The following is an 18,866-nucleotide window of genomic DNA, read 5'->3' on the forward strand; positions in this document are numbered from 1 at the left end:
ATGATGGAAATGAGATCGCCGATTGAATTTCATGACAACCGGTTCTTAATGTTTGTGCTGGACCAGATGGCCAATGACTTTGAGCAGGAAGGGGTCGACGATGTCATTCGGATGACCTTGGGGAAATCGGAGCTGCCGCTGCATCCCGAGATCATCGGAGCTATGAAGGATGCGCTGGATACTTTTGAGAAAAGCACGCTGGTATTTCCCGGAGGTCTGCCTGAATTAAGAGAAGCCCTGGCCGAGGATTACAAGAAGAACTACGATCTTGACATTAAGCCGAGCAACATTGTGATCAATGTGGGAACCAGCGCCTTGTTCCGGAATCTGTTCTATCTTCTGGCCAAGGAAGGCGATGAGGTGCTGCTGCCGCTCCCTTACTATTCGCTCTATCATTTCTGCGCCCAGCTGGTTGGGGCCAAGGTGCGCTACTACAACATAGATCTCGATACTCTGTCACTGGATATGGACTCCTTCAAGGCCAACTTCACGGATAAAACCAAAATCGTGGTCATTAACTCACCGGGCAATCCGCTCGGCAACATTCTGACCCCGGAAGAGCTGTATGCGATTGACGAGATTATCGACGGCAGAGCAGTCGTCATCAACGATGAGATCTACGCCAGTGTGTGCTTTGATAAACGCAGCACTTCGGTGTTGGAACTGAAGGATACCAAGTCGATGTTCATCACGACCAATGCGTTCTCCAAAGGCTACAGAATGTACAGCCGTCGCGTAGGCTACTGCATCGTTCCGGATGAACTGGTAACCCCGCTGACCGTTATTCAGCATCATACGCTGCTTACAACCGATCCGGTGGTGCAATACGGCGCACTGGAAGCCTTGCAGCATCCGGAGGAAATCGAGCAGCTGGTGGGGCTGTACCGGGACCGCCGGGATTATACGGTGGAGCAATTCGAGAAGGTTCCGCTCGTCAAAGCCATTCCGGCGCAGGGCAGCTTCTATTTCACCTTGAATTGCCAGGATTATATGAAGGAGCACGGACTGTCTACCAGCCTGGAGCTGGCAGAGGAGATTATGAAATACAAACATGTGGCCACCGTTCCGGGTTCCGACTTCGGTCTGCCGAATACGCTGCGTCTCTCGTATTCCAACAGCCGCTACCACGAAGGGATTGACCGGCTGGTAGATTTCTTTACGAATAAAGCAACGGGATGATGAAGGTTCTATTCGTTAATCTGTATCCCTCCGACAGCGAGCGCGGGTATTTATTGTCTTCCTACGTTCTCAAAGGATATCTGGAAGCTTACAGTGTGCAGCCGGAAGATCTCGATGTTGAAGTGAGCAATTATTCTACGGATGGTGATGCATCGCTGATTGCCCGCGACATCATTCAAAGCCGTGCCGATGTGGTCGGATTCAGCTGCTATGTATGGAATGTCGAGAAGATCGGCGCGCTGCTGAAGCATCTCAAGCCCAGGACAGATGCTTGTTATGTGCTGGGCGGACCGGAAATTTCGCTGGATTGGATCGGCAGGCGTTCCCGGCAATTCCCAGCGGATTATTATGTCATCGGGCCCGGAGAGAGAATACTCCTGCAGCTTGTCGACTATTTGCGGGAACTTCGGAGCGAGGTGCCGGCCGGTGCGGCCTTCTGGTCCGGCGGGGCTCTGCAATATACGGAGCCTCCCCTGGAGGACCAGATTGCCGAGCTGGATGAGATTCCCTCTATTTATCTGAATGATGTAATTGAGAACGATCTGTATGAAGGCCAGGAGGCTTATCTGGAGACTCAGCGCGGCTGCCGGTACCGCTGCAAGTACTGCGTATACCACAAGAATCTCGACAAGGTGTATTCCTTTTCGCTGGACCGGGTATTCCGGGAGCTCCGTCATTTAATTGAAGAGAAGCAGGTTCTCTCTTTGCGTATTTTTGATTCGATCTTTACGAATGACCTGGAAAGAGCGAAGGCCATCATCCGTTATCTGATCCAGCTGAAGGAGCAGGGAGTTCAGCTGCCTTATCTGCTCTACTGGGAGCTGATGTACAACGGGGTCGACGAGGAATTTTTCCAGCTTACCGCCGAGCTGAAGTACAGGCAGAATATTCTGAATACCTACAAGCCGCATTTTGCCGATGTCGCGCAGCATTACTCAAGCCTGCTGGAGGATTACACGGTCATCAATTGCATCGGGCTGCAATCGCTCAACAAGGAGTCGCTGCGGGCCGTTCACCGGCTGGGAGTGAACCCGCGGAAGCTGGATCAATTCATGAGTCATGCCCGGCAGTATAATGTTGTGCTGAAGGTCGACCTGATTTTGGGGCTTCCTTTTGAAACCTATGCGTCTTACCTGGAGGGTCTCAATACTATATTGCCTTATTTCGAGGAAACGGATCATATTCTGAATATTCACCGGCTGCAAATATTGCCCGGCTCGGAGATGGAAGAGGTGTGCAGGCGCTATGAAGTGGAGTATTCCCAGACGGCTCCCCATTACGTCCATCAGACCCGGGAGTTCTCCGGGGAGCAGCTTATCCGGGCCTCGGCGCTGACAGCGGTGCTGTTCAGGGTGCTGAACTCTACCCTTCGGCCTTATCTGTACCGGGCGGTAAAAGCGAGCGGGCTATCCTATACTCATTTGATCGAGCAATTGTATGCAGAAATACTGCAGGCCGAGGAACTGAGCGCAACGCTTATTGCCGGCGGTGAAGTCAACGATATGTATTGGAATGAACAGGTCTTTCAGGATTTGCCTTCCGGATGGCTGATTTCAAGATTTGAAAACTATGTAAAGTAGGGAATGCCTATGGATTTCTTTTCATTTGATATTTTATCCGATGACGAAGAACGGGTCATTGCGGAGCTTAACCAGACCGGGAAAGCGTATCCGGCACAAGCAACGATTCACGGTGTGATCTCGGCCCGGGCTGCGGCTTCTCCGGAGCAGACTGCCATTATCGAGCAGAACGGGCGCCTGACCTACAGGCAATTAGATGAGCAGTCCAACCGGCTGGCCGCGCTGCTGGCCCAAGCTGGCGCAGTGCCCAATTCCTTGATCGCTATAGCAGCCGGACGCAGCACGGCACTCGTCACCTCCGTCCTTGGTATTCTGAAGGCGGGCGCGGCTTATATGCCCATTGATCCGGATTACCCGAAGAAACGGATACGTTATATGCTTCATGACAGTGCCTGCCGCATTCTGGTGACGGAAGCCGCCATTCTGCAGAGCCTGCGGGACGATCTGCCCGAAAGCATAGAGACGATCATCTGTCTGGATGAAACGGAAGATGCTCCCGATGCGTTGACGGTCCTTCAACAAAAGGATATCGAGCAGATGCCGGTTCATGGATGGGCCAATGTCAATTCGGAAGATGATCTGGCATACGTCATTTATACCTCTGGCTCAACAGGGGAACCGAAGGGCGTTATGATTACGCACCGGGCGGTGCTGAATACCTTGTTCTGGCTGCAGGATGCCTTTGCATTAACGGAGCAGGATGTGATTGCCCAAAAGACGTCGGCCAGCTTCACGGATTCGGTCTGGGAGTTCTTCTGGCCGCTTATGGTTGGTGCACAGCTCAGCATTATTCCGGCCGATGCGGTGAAAGATCCGCTGCGGCTGTATAGCCAGCTCAAGGCTGACCGGGTAAGCGTTACGCAGTTCGTGCCGGCACAGATGAGTCTGTTTCTGGATGTGGTCAAAGGGGAGCAGGATGCCTCGTTGCCGCAGCTGAAGTGGGTATTTAACGGCGGGGAGGCCCTGCCCGTTAACATTGCGCGGGAATGGTACGGTGTATTTGGACAGGCCCATATTGCCAATATTTACGGCATGACCGAGTCGGCAATCTATGCTACGGAATATATTCTTGACGGGCCGCCCGATGACGGCACATTAAGCATTCCGCTCGGCAGACCGATCGCCAATGCCCATGTCTATATTATGGACGGGCAGGGACAGCATTGCCCCTTCGATGTCAAGGGGGAAATCTGCATCGGAGGTCCGGGAATCGCCGCAGGCTATTGGAACAAAGCAGAATTAACGCAGAAAGCTTTTATGAAGCATCCCGGTACCGGTGAAAGACTGTATTGCACGGGAGACCTGGGCTTGCTGAGACCGGATGGCGTGCTGGAATATCTGGGGAGAAAGGATGACCAGGTTCAGGTACGGGGGTACCGCGTGGAATTAAAGGAAGTGGAACGTGCGGTCTCCGGCTTCCGGCTGATTAAAGAAAATGCAGTGATCTCCAGGCCGGACAGCGCCGGATCTAACGAGCTGCTGTGTTATTTCACTACCCATGAGAAGGGCATTGACGTTGATGAGCTGGCCGAGCATATGCGCGAGCTCTTGCCTAACTATATGATTCCTGTGTATTTCATGGAGCTCAATGAAATGCCGTTAACCCCCAACGGAAAGATCGACCGCAGAAAGCTCCCCGAGGTGCAAAGCAAGGTTAGCCGGACCGGAGAGTATGTGGCTCCGAGAAATGCAATGGAGCAGGCTTTAGTGAAGATATGGGCGGACATTCTGCGCGCCAGCGAAGAAGAGATCGGAATTCATGACAGCTTTCTGGAAATCGGCGGGAACTCCATCTCCATCGTCAGGCTGCACCGCAAGATCAGGCAGACCTTGGGGATCGAGATCACGGTGGCGGAGTTATTCTCTTATCCGACGATTGCGTTATGGATGGACCATTATGATAACCGGGGCAACAGCAAGGATACAGGCGGAGATGAGGAGGAGCAGTTAACGCGGGACCTCATGGAGCTGCTGGATCAGGTTGAAGAAGGCACCATTGACGTCGGCCACTCTGTCGAAGCATTCGACAAACTCCAGGGGGGATAAAGATGAAGCTGGTCAAGAACTATATATTGTCCCAGGTCGCAGCCAGAAGCCTGTCCAAATCCGAGGCCCTTCCTCTGTTAAAAGAATTGTCCGACCAAGAGGGCAAATCGTCCAGGATGGAGGATATTGCGGTCATCGGCATGGCCTGCCGGCTGCCGCAAGCCGGCGGACTGGAGGAATTCTGGAGCAACCTGATCCATGGTGTAGACAGTATTGGCGATTTCCCGGACAGCCGCAAGCAGGATGTTGACCGTCCCATCCGGGATTATTTCAAGAACAAGCGCAATGCACCGGAGATCAAATACCGCCGCGGTGCCTACCTGGACCGGATTGATCTGTTCGATGCCGAATTTTTTAATATTACACCGGCGGAAGCCCGCTGCATGGACCCGCTGCAGCGGATTTTTCTGGAGGTGTCCTGGGAGGCGCTGGAGGATGCGGGGTATGCCGAGAAGGAGCTGAACGGCTCCAGAACCGGAGTGTACGTCGGGGATACGGATGCCGACTATCTCAAGCTGATTCAGGAGATGGAGCCCTATGCCTTGCCCGGCAACACCATATCCATTGTCGCCAGCCGGCTTGCTTACCTTCTGAATCTGGCCAGCGGAAGCCATCTGATCGACACGGCTTGCTCGGCTTCCCTGGCGGCGGTGCATCATGCCATCAAGGGCCTGCTCACGGACGATTGCGAAATGGCGCTGGCAGGAGGACTCAATCTGACCTTGTTCCCGATTGATGAAGGCCTTGCCGATATTGGCATCGCCTCCTCCGACTATAAGGCCCGTACCTTTGATGCGGACGCCAACGGAACCGTCTGGGGTGAAGGCTTCTGTGCAGTGGTGCTGAAGAAGCTGAAGCACGCCAAGCGGGACCGGGATCATATTTATGCCGTCATCAAAGGCAGCGCGATGAACTCGGACGGCAAATCGAACGGGATTACGGCACCCAGCGCCCGGGCCCAGTCCGAACTGATCAAAGCAGCGTGGCGCAATGCGGGCATCCCGCTGGAGACGATGACCTATCTGGAAGCCCACGGCACAGGAACAAGGCTCGGCGACCCGATTGAAATTCAAGGGATTACCGGCGCGATCCGCAGCTCGACGGACCATCAGCAGTTTTGCGCACTGGGAGCGGTCAAGACCAATATCGGCCATTTGGATACGGCGGCGGGATTGGCCGGGTTTATTAAGACGGTGCTGGCCTTGAAGCATCAGGCGATTCCGGCAACGCTGCATTTTCACGATCCCAATCCCCATATCGACTTCATGAATTCTCCGGTATTTGTCAATACCGAGTTGATGCCCTGGACAACCGGCAATGGGGTACCGCGCAGAGCAGGGGTTAGCGCCTTCGGCCTGGCGGGGACGAACTGCCATGTGGTACTGGAGGAATATAAGGAAGAAGCCCGTTCTGCCGGAAGTATACCGGATGGGCCGGAGCCAGGTATATTCACCCTGTCGGCCAAGAGCCGGAGCTCCTTTGATACCCTGCTGGACCGTTTTATCCGCTACCTTCCGGATACTCCGCATACGCTGCGGGACATCTGCTTCACCAGCAATACGGGACGCGGGCATTATGCTTACCGGCTTGCAGTGGCTGCAGCTTCCCTGGACGAACTGCTTGGCAAGCTGCTGTTGCTGCGGGATACGGCAGACATTGGCCGCGCTTCTCTGCAAGCGGAAGGAATTTATTATGCTTATCTGCAGCAACGGGAGCACAAGCTCTTCAAGCCGGAGCCTCACTCCGATGTAAACATGCTGCTGAATGAATACGCGCGCGGCAGCGAGATCCAGTGGGAGGAATGGTACGGCAAGCATCCGGGAAGCCGGGTGCCGATTCCGGTATATCCGTTCTCCGGCAAACGGCATTGGATCAACTATATTCCGGAGCAAGAGCCCGTCTCCATACCGCAGCAGCCGGCGGGCAGAAATACGGACGATTGCTTCTATGCACTCGAATGGGTGCCCAAGGAGCTGGATGGCACCAAGGCAGTTTCGCTGTCCGCCGGACAAGCCTGGCTGTTGTTGACTGATGATACAGGCGTGGGTGTGTTCTTGTTCGACCAGATGAAGCAGGCGGGCTTGCGGCCTGTTCTCGTAGAAGCGGACGATTCCTTTGCCAAGGTACAGGAGGATCTATATAAGCTGTGCCCTGATAACCCGGCGCATTTCGAACAGCTTATTCAGGCGGTGACGGATGGCGGGCAGAAGCCGGTTGCCGGAGTTGTACATCTGTGGACCTGTACGGAAATCCGCAGCGGAATGCGGAATGCAGCGATGCTGCGCGAGAGCCAAATCAGGGGGGCGGAGAGTCTGCTCCATCTGTTAAAGGGCTTTAAAGCGCAGAATATCGCCCTTCCGCACGAGATTAAAGCTGTCTCCAATTACGCTCACCTGGTCACCCCGGAGGACGGATACATTTTCCCGGAGAAAGCGCCCATGTGGGGTTTGATGAAGGTGGTATCCCAGGAATATATTCAGTGCCGCTGCAGTTGTATGGATGTGGAGACCATCGGGCGCAAAAGCAACGATGTAGCTCTGGAGATCATGCAGGAGCTGAGGCATACAGAATCAGCGGAGGACCACGGCTCCGCTTGGCGCAGCGGTAAACGGTATATTCAGCAGCTGTGCAGGATGAATGTGCAATGCCTCCCGAAGCGGGAGATCCGCCTGAGAGAGAAGGGCGTCTATCTGATTGCCGGCGGGGCAGGAGCTGCAGGACTGGAAACCTGCAGATATCTGGCCGGGAAGACCCGGGCCAGGCTCGTCATCGTCAACCGTACGCCATTGCCGGATCGGCAGGAATGGGAGCGGCTGGCGGGCTATGGCGCCCATACCCCCGTGTCCAGGCGGATTGCCGAGCTGCTGCGCCTGGAGGAGCTGGGTGCCGAGGTTCATTATTATGCGGCCGATATTACGGATCTGGCCGCGATGAAGGCGGTAATGGCGGATGTAGAGACCCGCGTCGGTCCGGTTCACGGCGTGATTCATTCGGCAATGCAGCTGCAGCACGAACGTCTGGAGCAGCTGGATACCGCCGGCTTCAGGCATGCGATGGACACCAAGGTCATCGGTGCGTGGGTGCTTCAAGAATTGGCTAAAGAGCAGAACGCGGATTTTGTACTCCTGTATTCCTCGGCAGCCTCCATTCTGGGAGGGGCGGGGCTTGGAGGATATGCCGCCGGTAATGCTTTTATGGACCAGTTCGCCCATTATCACAGCCGCCGGGGCGCAGAGATGCTGTCCATTAACTGGTCGTTTCTGGAGATGGGCGCGACCGCCGGTGAGCTTGCCGCAGAACGGAGCTTATCGTTACCGATTTCAGCCGGGGACTTTACGCTTATTCTCGATAAACTGCTCCAGTACCGGACAAGTCAAGCTCTCATCGCCAGGATTCGGGGGGAGGAGCTGGCGAAGGCGCTGAGGCTGCTGAAGGTGCATTTCGCTCCGGAATTGATCGCGACGCTGACGCAGCCGGCGGGGCTCGCCGGCTCTGCAGGCCCGGAAGCCTATCAGCAGATGATTCATGCCTACCAAGAGCTGAAGCAATGGATTGAGCAGAATGATGCCATCCAGGATATTATTCAGCGGAATGTGGAGCTGGGGGCGCGGTTCGTATCCTTTGAAGAGCATTTGTACTCGGCACTTCAGCCCGGTACGCCGGCACAGGCGGCGCAGCAGCATTCAGGCCGGAAGTTCCATGTCAGGCTGAAGGATCGTGAAGGGAACGAATATTCCGAGATGGAGCGGCGTCTGGGTCAAATCTGGGGCGAGGTGCTGGGCCTTGAGGAAATCGGCGTTCACGCGGATTTCTTCGAGAACGGGGATTCGCTCATGCTGATGAGTGTAATCGGCCGGATTAAAGACGAGCTGTCAATCGACATTCCAATTCAGATATTTTTCCAGGAGCCGACGGTAGCCGGGCTCAGCCAATGGCTTCTGCATTCCGAGGAACAGGAAGCGGACGATTCCGATGATATTCCTGTGCTGCCGCGTTATTTTGGGGACCTTAAGGACCCCGGCTAAGTTGTTCGATCCAGTGGGGAGTGGTTACCGATGTTATTTTGCGGAATGAAATTAACGCACGACGGCAGTGTCGCTTTGATACAGGACGATACGCTGGTGTTCAGCTATGAGGTCGAGAAATTCAACAATAACAAAAGGTACAGCGAAATTCCGGACCTGACCTTCGTGGAAGAAGCGCTTGCGCTTAACGGGTATACCGCTGCGGATGTTGATCATTATACAATCGACGGCTGGGCGGGCTTAAAGACCGGTGAAGTCACCACCCGCTACCGGGGAGAGGAGCTGGCACTGACGGTCGCCCCTTACCGGGAGGCTGCTTTATCCGCCAATTCGCTGCTCCCTTATCCCGGGAAGGGGCTGAAGCTGGGGGGTACGGAAAGGGAATATACGAGCTATCTGCATTCCACCACGCATCTGTTAAGCACGTATTGTGCCAGCCCGTTTGCGGAACGCGGAGAAGACGCTTATTTGCTGGTGTACGACGGGGGGATGTATCCGCGGCTGTACTTCTTTAATTATAAACAAGGAACGATGGAGAACCTGGGCCCCGTCTTTATGCTTATCGGGAACATTTACTCGCTGTTCGCCTTACATTTTGAGCCGTTCTTTCAGGAAGGGCGCGGCCCGCGGATCGATGATCTGTCCGTTGCCGGCAAAGTGATGGCCTACATTGCCACCGGGAGAGTACGGGAAGAATTGCTGGGATGCTTTGAGCGGACATACCGCGAGCATTTCTCGCCGTCGATGGAGTTTAACTGGATCTTTTCCCGGGAAATCAAACGTTTCGTAGACGAACATCACATACCCCACGCCGATGCTCTGGCCTCGTTCCATTTGTATATGGAGCGCCTGCTGGTAGATTCGATTACGGCGGCTGTCCGGAAGCATGGGAACAGAAGCCGCAATTTCTGCTTTATCGGCGGCTGCTCCCTGAACATCAAGTGGAACAGTGCGATCAGAAGCAGCGGCATCTTCGATGAGGTATTCGTCTCCCCGTTCACCAACGATACGGGCAGCGCCATCGGCGCCGCCTGTTGTGAGATGTACCGGCAGACCGGCAATTTACATTTGAAGTGGTCGGTATACAGCGGGCCGTCCGCTGTCCGCAATGACCCTCCGGAAGGCTGGTCGCAGAAGGCATTCTCCATACCGGAGCTGGCGCGCCTGCTGCATGATACCAATGAACCGGTCGTCGTTCTGAATGGAAGAGCTGAGCTTGGCCCGCGGGCATTGGGCAACCGTAGTATATTGGCAACCGCCATTCAGCCGGAGATGAAAGACCGCCTAAATGCCATCAAGAAGCGGGAAAGCTACCGCCCGGTATCTCCCATCTGTATGGAGGAACGGGCCCCGCTGATCTTTGAGCCGGGGACACGCGATCCATATATGCTGTTTGACCATATGCTCCGGGAGCCGTGGTCGGAGCGGATTCCGGCGATACGCCATCTGGACGGAAGTGCGAGGCTGCAGACCGTGAGCAGGGACGACAACCCGGTAATCTATGATCTGCTGTGCGAATATGAGAAGCTGAGCGGCATTCCGGTCCTGTGCAACACCAGCGCCAATCTGCTCGGCAGCGGCTTCTTTCCGGATGTCCGCTCGGCCACGGAATGGAACGGCACCGGCTATGTCTGGTGCGACGGTACCTTGTACTATAAATAACTGCAGATGGAGGCCTGCGCCAATGGGAGAGAAGGCAACCTACGAGTTATCCCACGGACAAAAGCGGTTTTGGATTCAATCCCAGTTGAATCCGGGCAGCAGTGAGCTGAACCAGCCCATGGCTGTCAGAATCGGCCGCAGGATAAGCCCTGAACTATTGCGGCAAGCCCTGGAGCACATTGCAGAGCGCCATTTTGTGCTCCGTACCGTGTTTCTGTCCGTCAACGGCGAGCCCCGGCAAATGGTGCTGGAGCATTTGGAGGTGGACCTGCCCGTTACCGATTATTCCGGCCTTGGATTGGAAGCGGGACGGGAGGCCGCCCATACAGACATGCTTGCCGATATGGGGCTGCCGTTTGATCTGATGGAGGGGCCGCTGTTCCGTGTACGGCTGTATCATCTGGACGATGAGGCTGCCATTTTCTATATTTGCCTGCACCATATCATTGAAGACGGCTGGTCCATGGATGTGCTGTTCCGCGAGCTGTTTACGATTTATCAGTCCATGGAGCAGGGGACTGCTGTCCGGTTGCCCGACCTGCCGATCCAGTATATTGATTATGCCCACTGGCAGAATCAGCTGCTATCCTCCGGCAAGCTCCGCAAGCAGGAGGAGTATTGGCGGACGAAGCTGGGCGGGGAGCTGCCCAGTCTTCATCTGCCGCTGGATTATGCCCGGCCGCAGGTCAGGAACGCAGCGGCGGGCATCGAAAGAATCGTCATTGAACCGGCGGTATGCCGCGCTCTGGAGCAGATGAACCGCAGGTACGGGACAACGATGTTCATGTCCATTGCCGCCTGTCTTCAGGTTCTGCTGGCAAGGCTGTGCAACCAGGAAGAGATTCTCATCGGGACTCCCATTGCCGGAAGAAATCATAAGCATGTGAAGAATCTGATCGGATTCTTTGTCAATACATTAGTGCTGCGCAACCGGCTGTCTGTCGAGGGTCATTTCCCGGAATTGCTGCTGCAGGTGAAACAGACCTGCATCGAGGCTTTCGAGCATCAGGATTACCCCTTTGACCAGCTGCTGCAGCTGCTAGAAGCGCCGCGCCGTCTGAACAGGGCGCCGCTCTTTGATGTCCTGCTTAATTTTGCCTCCGATTACAGTACAGAGGGGGATTTGAACGGAATCCGCTTCGATAAGGTGCTGATCGGAGACGGTGCGGAGCATAATGAATTTGATTTGACGGTTATCGTGGAGACGGTCGATGACCGGATGATTGTCTCTTTAAGCTATGGAACCGATTTGTTCTCCCCGGCTTCTGTCCGGCGGATCGGAGAGAATCTCCGGCGGATTATTGCCGGTGTTGCCGACAATGCCGAGCAGCGGATATGGGAGATTGGTTACTTATCCGATGAGGAGCAAAGGGTGCTCCAAGCGGTAAATGACACCCGGCGGGTATATCCGGAAGAAGAAACGATTCCTTCTCTCTTTGCCCGGCAAGCCGCGCGTACGCCCGGCTCCATTGCCGTTGAGCATCAAGGGAAGACCCTCACTTATTCGGACCTGCATACACAGTCTAACCGGATCGGTCATTTACTGAGACAATGCGGAGTGGGGCCGAATCAACCGGTTGCCGTGCTGGCGGACCGGGGAAGCGCTCTGCTTGGCGCAGTGCTCGGTGTGCTTAAGGCAGGCGGAGCCTATGTGCCTGTTGATCCCGAGTACCCGGAGCTGCGCATCCGGTATTTGCTGCATGACAGCGCCTGCCGCGTGCTGATTACCGGGCCGCGCTATCTTGGGCAGTTGGCCGACTATTTACCGGGTAGCGTCGATATCGTTCTCTGCCTGGAGGAGGAGCCACAATCCGGCATACCCGGCAGCTCTGCAGCATTCGCGGATAGTGCCGAAGAGACGGTTGCCGCTGCAGCGGAGCTTCCGGACAAGGTTCAGGTCATCCGCAGCAGCGGCGGCTATCCGGCCACAGATTTGCCTGCGATTGCCGGAGCCGCGGACTTGGCGTATATCATCTATACCTCAGGGTCTACCGGACATCCGAAGGGCGTCATGATCTCCCACCGGGCTGTGCTTAACACACTGCATTGGCTGCAGGATACATATACGCTCAGCCCGGAGGATGTAGTCGCACAGAAGACGTCGGCCAGCTTCACGGATTCGGTCTGGGAGTTCTTTTGGCCGCTGCTGGCCGGAGCGAAATTGGCTGTCCTTCCAGGAGAGACGGTGAAGGACCCGGTTAAGCTGTACCACTGCCTGAAGGAGCTGAAGATCAGTGTCACCCAATTTGTTCCCGGGCAAATGGCGCTGTTTCTCTCTGCCGCCCGCCAGATCGGGGATGCGGAACCGCTAAATGCTCTGAAATGGGTGTTCAACGGAGGAGAGGCCTTGCCCGCCAATTTGGTGCGGGAATGGTATGCGCTGTTTCATACGGCCAGGATCGCCAACATTTACGGAATGACCGAATCGGCAATTTATGCCACGAATTATTTGATTACGGACAAGCCGGGTGAGCATCAGCTGAGAATTCCGCTGGGGCTGCCGATTGCCAACACCCATGTCTATGTGCTGGATGCTGCAGGCCAGCCGGCCGGCTTTCACGTTCCGGGGGAAATCTGTATCGGCAGTATCGGCATGGCCAGCGGGTACTGGAATAAGCCGGAATTGACTGCACAGGCCTTTAAAGCCCATCCTCTGACAGGAGAGCGGCTGTACCGGACAGGAGATATCGGGTTCTTAAGGCCGGACGGATTGTTCGAATATTTGGGCAGAAGAGACGATCAGATTCAGGTTCGCGGCTTCCGGGTGGAGCTGAAGGAAGTGGAACGGGCCGTTACCGGCTGTCCCGGGATTGCGGAAGCGGCGGTAGTAGCCCGCGAAGAGCAATCGGGAACTAAGGCCCTTGTCTGCTACTATACAAGAACTCAGCCGGGTCTGGAGCCTCTTGAGCTGCGCGAGTACCTGAAGCGGCGGCTCCCCGAATATATGGTGCCCGGCCTGCTGCTGGAGCTGCAGGCCATGCCGCTGACTCCCCACGGCAAAATCGACCGCAGAAATCTGCCGAAGCCGGAAGGCCGGATTCATCAGGGGACAGACTACGTTCCGCCCGGCGATGACGTCGAGGAGGCGCTGGCAACCATATGGCAGGAAGTGCTGGAGATTGGACAAGCAGGCGTGTTGGACCTGTTCTTCGAGCTTGGCGGCCATTCCCTCAAGCTGGCCAAGACCATGTACCGGATACAGGAGCAGCTCCATACAGAAGTAACCTTCAAGGAGCTGTTCGAGCACCAGACCATCCGGGCGCAGGCGCTTCTGATTAAGAGCAAATCGCGACAATCTACCACTCCCATGGAGCCTTTGGAGGATCAGGACTATTATGCAGTATCCGCCGCGCAAAGACGGCTTTATGTCCTGCAGCAGCTGGAGCAGGATAGCCTCAGCAACCATGTGTTCTCGGCCTGGCGCTTCTCAGGTGACGTTCAGCGCGAGCAGATTGAAGCGGTCTTCAAGCTGCTGATCCAGCGTCATGAGGTACTCCGGACAGGGTTTACCCTGCTGGAAGATGATGTGTACCAGCACATTCACGGGGAGATTGACTGGCAGCTGGATGCCGGAGAGGCTGACGAGATAGAGCTGCCTGCCATTGTCCGCCGGTTTCTGCAGCCGTTTGACCTGAAGCATCCGCCATTATTCCGCGCGCAATGGGTCACCCTGGCAGAGGAGGAGTTCCTGCTTCTGCTGGATTTTCACCATATTGTGTACGATGGCACTTCGGCTGCCATTCTGCTTGATGAATTCACGGCGCTGCTGGCCGGCCGTTCTCTGGAAGGGCATCGGCTGCAGTACAAAGAGTTCGCCGCATGGCAGAATATCCGTCTGACCGAACCGGCATACCAGGAACACGAGCGGTATTGGCTGGGACAATTCGACGAGAAGGTGACCGGCAAGGAAATTCCGCTGTTAAGTCTTCCGGCAGATTACACCCGGCCGAAGCACAAGAGCTATAAGGGAGGGACGTACCGCTTCATTTTGCCGCTGCCAGTCGTGAACGGCCTGCGCACCATAACCGCCGGTCAAGAGGCCACCTTATTTATGGGGCTTCTGGCGGTGTTCAGCGTGTGGCTTAGCCGGTACAGCGGCCAAAATGACATTATCGTCGGTACACCGGTTGCGGGCCGGACCCATGCGCAAACCGCGAAGATGATCGGGACATTCGTAAATACATTGGCACTCCGCAGCCATCCGCTGCCGGAGCTGACCTTCAGACAATTCCTGAATGAAGTGAAACAGGTTAGCCTGGAAGCCCTTGAGCATCAGGATTATCCGTTCGACCATTTAGTCAACCGCTTGAATCTGCTGCGCGACGTCAGCCGCAATCCGCTGTTTGATGTCATGTTGAGGCTGCAGAATTTCACGGAGGGCGAAAAGTCGATACCGGGAATTCAGGTGCAGCCATACCCGCTCGATAACCCTTATGTTCCGTTTGATCTGGTTCTGACGGCAACGGAGATGCCCGACGGGCTGCATTGTATATGGGAATATTGCACCGAATTATTCACGGAGCGGTCGGCGGAGCAAATGGCGCGCCATTTTATCCAACTGGCGGACAATCTTACGCTGCAGCCGGATTGGCCGCTCTACCGGGCCAAAATGCTAACGCCTGCGGAAGAGTACGGGATTCTCGAAGCCGGAAGCGGACCGGAGGTGACCCTGCCGGAGGGACGGCTGGTTCATCAGATGTTCGAGGAACAAGCGGCGAGAAGGCCGGGGGAGGCGGCGGTAGCGTGCGGCGGCACTGTACTCAGCTACGGCCAGCTCGATCTTCTCTCCAACCGGCTGGCCCGGACTCTGCGGAATAAAGGCGTGAAGCCGAATACGGTAGTCGGCATTGTAGTGAACCGTTCGGTTGAGCTGATCACGGCGATTTTGGCCGTACTGAAAGCCGGAGCCGGTTATTTGCCGCTGGACCCCGGCTATCCGGCCGCACGGGTTGAATACATGCTGGAAGCCAGCCGGGCGGACATTGTTTTGACAAAAGAAGGGCTGCTGGACGCGGGTGCCTATTCGGGAGACCGGATCCGGATGGAGCATGACGAGGAGTGGGATAACGACTCCAGTCCGCTGCTTCCGCTGCAGACGCTGCAGGATATGGCCTACATGATCTTTACCTCCGGCTCTACCGGCAATCCCAAGGGTGTCGTCGTTCCCCAGGAAGCGGTCGTGAATTTCATTTACGGAATGACTGGACGGATTCCCTTTGCCGAAGGTCAAACGATGTTCTCCGTAACGACCGCAGCCTTCGACATCTTTCTTCTGGAGACGCTGCTTCCGTTAACGCAAGGGATGCGGGTAATTCTCGCCACGGAGGAAGAGCAGCATTCGGCCGGGGCACTTCTGAACAGCGTTAGGGACACCGGAGCTGAATTTATGCAGACGACGCCGTCCAGGCTGCGGCTGCTGCTGATGCATCCCATGGCGGCGGAAAGCCTGCAGCGCCTGCAGATCCTGCTGGTAGGAGGCGAACTGTTTCCTGAATCCCTGCGGAGTCAGGCCCGGGCGTTGACGTGCAGCCGGATTTACAATTTGTACGGGCCGACGGAAACTACGGTATGGTCAACGGTTCAGGAGTTAACAGAGCACAAGCCGGTGACCATCGGCACACCGATAGCGAATACCCGGGTGTATATCCTGGATGATTATATGCAGCCGCTGCCGGAAGGGGTGACCGGACAGCTCTGGATCGGCGGCAAAGGCGTAGCAACCGGCTACCATCAAAGTCCGGAGCTGACCTCCCGGAAATTCGCAGGAAATCCGTTCCGGCCGGGCGAGCGGATCTTCCGTACCGGAGATTTGGCCAAATGGCGGCCGGACGGCGAGCTTGAGGTCCTCGGCAGAGAAGACCATCAAATCAAAATCCGCGGCTATCGGGTTGAGCTTGGGGAGATCGAGCATCAGCTGCAGACCCATCCGGCGATCCGCGAAGCGGTTGTTGTGGCCCGCGGGGAGCAGGAGACTGCCGAGCTTTGCGCCTATTATGTCGGCGATGCGGAGCTGACGGTAAGGGAACTGCGAGCCCATCTGGAAGGGCTTCTCCCTCCTTATATGCTCCCGTCGGAATTCATTGTAGTAGAGGCCATGCCCTTGACACCGAACGGGAAAATCGACCGCAAACGCCTGCCGCAGCTGGAGGCCCGGCGTGCGGAGCTGGGAGCCGGTTATGCCGCCCCGTCCTCCGGTACCGAACAGGAAATTGCGCTCCTGTGGGAGAGTCTCTTGAAGCGGGAAGGAATCGGGAGCAACGATAACTTCTTTGAACTCGGGGGGAGCTCGATTCTCCTCATTCAGCTGCATATGCGCCTGCAGGAGGCTTTTTCCCCGCAGCTTACCGTCATGGATTGCCTGGCCCATCCTACAGTTGCCGGTTTGGCGGCATTTCTGGAACAAGAAGTTCCGGAAAGCCTGGTCCGGACGGAGGAGGACAAGGAACGTTACCGCAAACAGGAGGCATATTGGCTGGAGCTGCTGAGTGCTCCGCTGCCGTTTATTCCGTTTACACCGGATATGGACGCGGGCACCCGGACTGAACCGCAGAGCTCACTCGCTTATACGCTTCCGGATCATCTGCACCGCACGCTGCTGCGGGCGCTTGAAGAACAGCCCTTTGAATTTACCGATCTGCTGCTCGCGTCGTTTCTCTATGTGCTGCATCTGCAGACGGGCAGCAGAGAGCTGATGGTGGAGGCAGGCGGGGCTGGGATATGGCCTGCCGGAACGGGCGCGCGGCCGGGGGGAGGCTTTCCGGTGCGCTCAAGCCTGCCGGAGAACAATGATCTGGGCGCGCTGGGCCTGGCCGTTGCGCATCAACGCCGGCAGGCGGCGGATACGGATAGATATGCCATACCCCGGTTGCCTGTGCTGGCCGTTCAAACGGGCACAGAGCCCTTGCTGCTGGGTATCGTGGTGAACGATATAACGACCGGGGGCTACTCCGATTACGATATGCTCCTCCATCTGGAGATCCGTTCGGGAACCGTATCCTTTCTCTGCGAGAGCGGGAAGCGAAGGCTGAAGAAGTCATGGATGGAGCGGACCATGAACGGCTATATCAATTTGCTGCATAAGATTGCGGGTCAATGACCAAGGAGGATGGTTGCTTTGAGTAAACTGGGTTTGTTGTTTCCCGGACAGGGCTCTCAATATACAGGGATGGGAAAGGATTTATATGATAGCTTTCAAACGGCGCGGGATACCTTTGATGAAGCCTGCGACGTGCTCGGCTTCGATCTGAAAGCACTTTGCTTTGACGGGGATATGGAACAGCTGTCCCGTACCTCAAACGCCCAGCCTGCCATTCTGACGGCCAGTGTGGCTGCCTTCCGGGTCCTGATGCAGGAAATAAAGCCTGCGCCGGCCTACGCCGCAGGACATAGCCTGGGCGAGTTCACCGCACTGGCCTGCAGCGGGGCGCTGTCTTTTGCCGATGCCGTTGCCCTGGTACGCCGCAGAGGAGAACTGATGGAAGAGGCGGCCGGGACAGCAGGCGGGGGTATGCTGGCGGTTACAGGGGTGTCTGAAGAGATTCTGGCTGATATCTGTGTGAAGGCGTCGTCGATTCAGTCTTTTGTATCCATAGCCAACTATAATTCCGCCGAACAGATCGTTATCTCCGGCCATGCGGAGGCACTGGATAAAGCCAAAGGTGAAATTGAAAAGCTGGGCGCCAGCACCATCCCCTTAAAGGTCAGCGCCCCTTTTCACACCGCGATGATGTCGAAGGCCTCCGAGGCGTTCGGGCAGGAATTAAGAGGCTATGCCTACGGACGGTTCAAATGGCCGGTCATTGCCAATCTTTCCGGTACTCCGTATGCGGATAAACGGTTTATCGTGTCCAATCTGACGCAGCAAATGGCGCGTCCGGTTCAATGGTATAAGAGTATGCAGTATCTCTTGAACCAGGATGTAAGCAGCTTTATCGAAGTCGGTCCGCGGACAGTACTGACGAAGCTGATGAAGACAATTTCGGCCAGCAGCCGTGTATTTTCCATGGAGCATGCCTCCCATCTGGAGGAGCTCCGCAAGGCGGAGCTGGAGGCGAGACCTGACGGGCTGGGGCTGATCGTCGCCTGCATTGCGGCCGCAGTATCCACACAGAATCGCAATTGGGACAACGGGCAGTATGAGCAGGGCGTGATCATGCCTTATCAGCGGATTCAGGAATTGCGGGAGCGGCTGGTGAAGACCGGCTCCGAGCCTTCGCTGGAAGAGATGCAATTTGCCTTGACGATGCTAAAGTCCATTCTTAACACGAAATTCACTCCGCTTGAGGAACAGGAAGAACGGTTTGAGCGGATGCTCTACGCCACCAATACCCAGGATTTATTTCCGGCGTTTCAGGTTAGTTAACGGCATTTACTT

Annotated in this window: 6 protein-coding genes and 1 pseudogene; all 7 read left to right on the forward strand. The window is 55.9% G+C overall.

Annotated elements, in window-relative coordinates:
- The 7 genes and pseudogenes from F1379_RS21355 (at position 1) to fabD (ending at position 18,854) form a co-directional block, all read left to right on the forward strand.
- A complete protein-coding gene (locus F1379_RS21355; RefSeq protein ID WP_239004757.1) occupies positions 1-1,179 on the forward strand; it encodes a pyridoxal phosphate-dependent aminotransferase in 1,179 nt (392 codons plus the stop codon).
- On the forward strand, positions 1,176-2,759 hold the full coding sequence (locus tag F1379_RS21360; RefSeq protein WP_150273742.1) for a B12-binding domain-containing radical SAM protein: 1,584 nt from the start codon (positions 1,176-1,178) through the stop codon (positions 2,757-2,759). Before F1379_RS21355 ends, F1379_RS21360 begins: the two co-directional genes overlap by 4 nt.
- Positions 2,760-2,768: 9 nt before the next feature.
- Entirely contained in the window at positions 2,769-4,805 is a 2,037-nt protein-coding gene (locus F1379_RS21365; RefSeq protein ID WP_239004758.1) for a non-ribosomal peptide synthetase, read from the forward strand.
- 2 nt (positions 4,806-4,807) lie between these two features.
- Positions 4,808-8,830, forward strand: coding sequence for an SDR family NAD(P)-dependent oxidoreductase (locus F1379_RS21370; RefSeq protein ID WP_150273746.1), 4,023 nt, complete (start codon positions 4,808-4,810; stop codon positions 8,828-8,830).
- Between the two features lie 30 nt (positions 8,831-8,860).
- Positions 8,861-10,492 carry a carbamoyltransferase N-terminal domain-containing protein gene (locus tag F1379_RS21375; RefSeq protein WP_150273749.1) on the forward strand — a complete coding sequence of 544 codons (1,632 nt, stop codon included), beginning with the start codon at positions 8,861-8,863 and terminating at the stop codon, positions 10,490-10,492.
- A gap of 22 nt (positions 10,493-10,514) precedes the next feature.
- Positions 10,515-16,877, forward strand: a pseudogene (locus F1379_RS21380) (amino acid adenylation domain-containing protein); the annotation flags it as partial.
- A gap of 720 nt (positions 16,878-17,597) precedes the next feature.
- Positions 17,598-18,854 (forward strand): ACP S-malonyltransferase, encoded by a 1,257-nt coding sequence (gene fabD / locus F1379_RS21385; protein WP_239004759.1) that lies wholly within the window; start codon positions 17,598-17,600, stop codon positions 18,852-18,854.
- Positions 18,855-18,866: the final 12 nt, after the last annotated feature.

This window comes from Paenibacillus tepidiphilus, assembly GCF_008635795.1.
Lineage (GTDB): Bacteria > Bacillota > Bacilli > Paenibacillales > Paenibacillaceae > Paenibacillus_AQ > Paenibacillus_AQ tepidiphilus.

What these genes read in the sequence shown, in the direction of transcription:
- fabD (WP_239004759.1), top strand. Translation starts at nt 17,598, where the DNA reads ATGGTTGCTTTGAGTAAACTGGGTTTGTTGTTTCCCGGACAGGGCTCT.
- F1379_RS21375 (WP_150273749.1), top strand. Translation starts at nt 8,861, where the DNA reads ATGTTATTTTGCGGAATGAAATTAACGCACGACGGCAGTGTCGCTTTG.
- F1379_RS21365 (WP_239004758.1), top strand. Translation starts at nt 2,769, where the DNA reads ATGGATTTCTTTTCATTTGATATTTTATCCGATGACGAAGAACGGGTC.
- F1379_RS21370 (WP_150273746.1), top strand. Translation starts at nt 4,808, where the DNA reads ATGAAGCTGGTCAAGAACTATATATTGTCCCAGGTCGCAGCCAGAAGC.
- F1379_RS21355 (WP_239004757.1), top strand. Translation starts at nt 1, where the DNA reads ATGATGGAAATGAGATCGCCGATTGAATTTCATGACAACCGGTTCTTA.
- F1379_RS21360 (WP_150273742.1), top strand. Translation starts at nt 1,176, where the DNA reads ATGATGAAGGTTCTATTCGTTAATCTGTATCCCTCCGACAGCGAGCGC.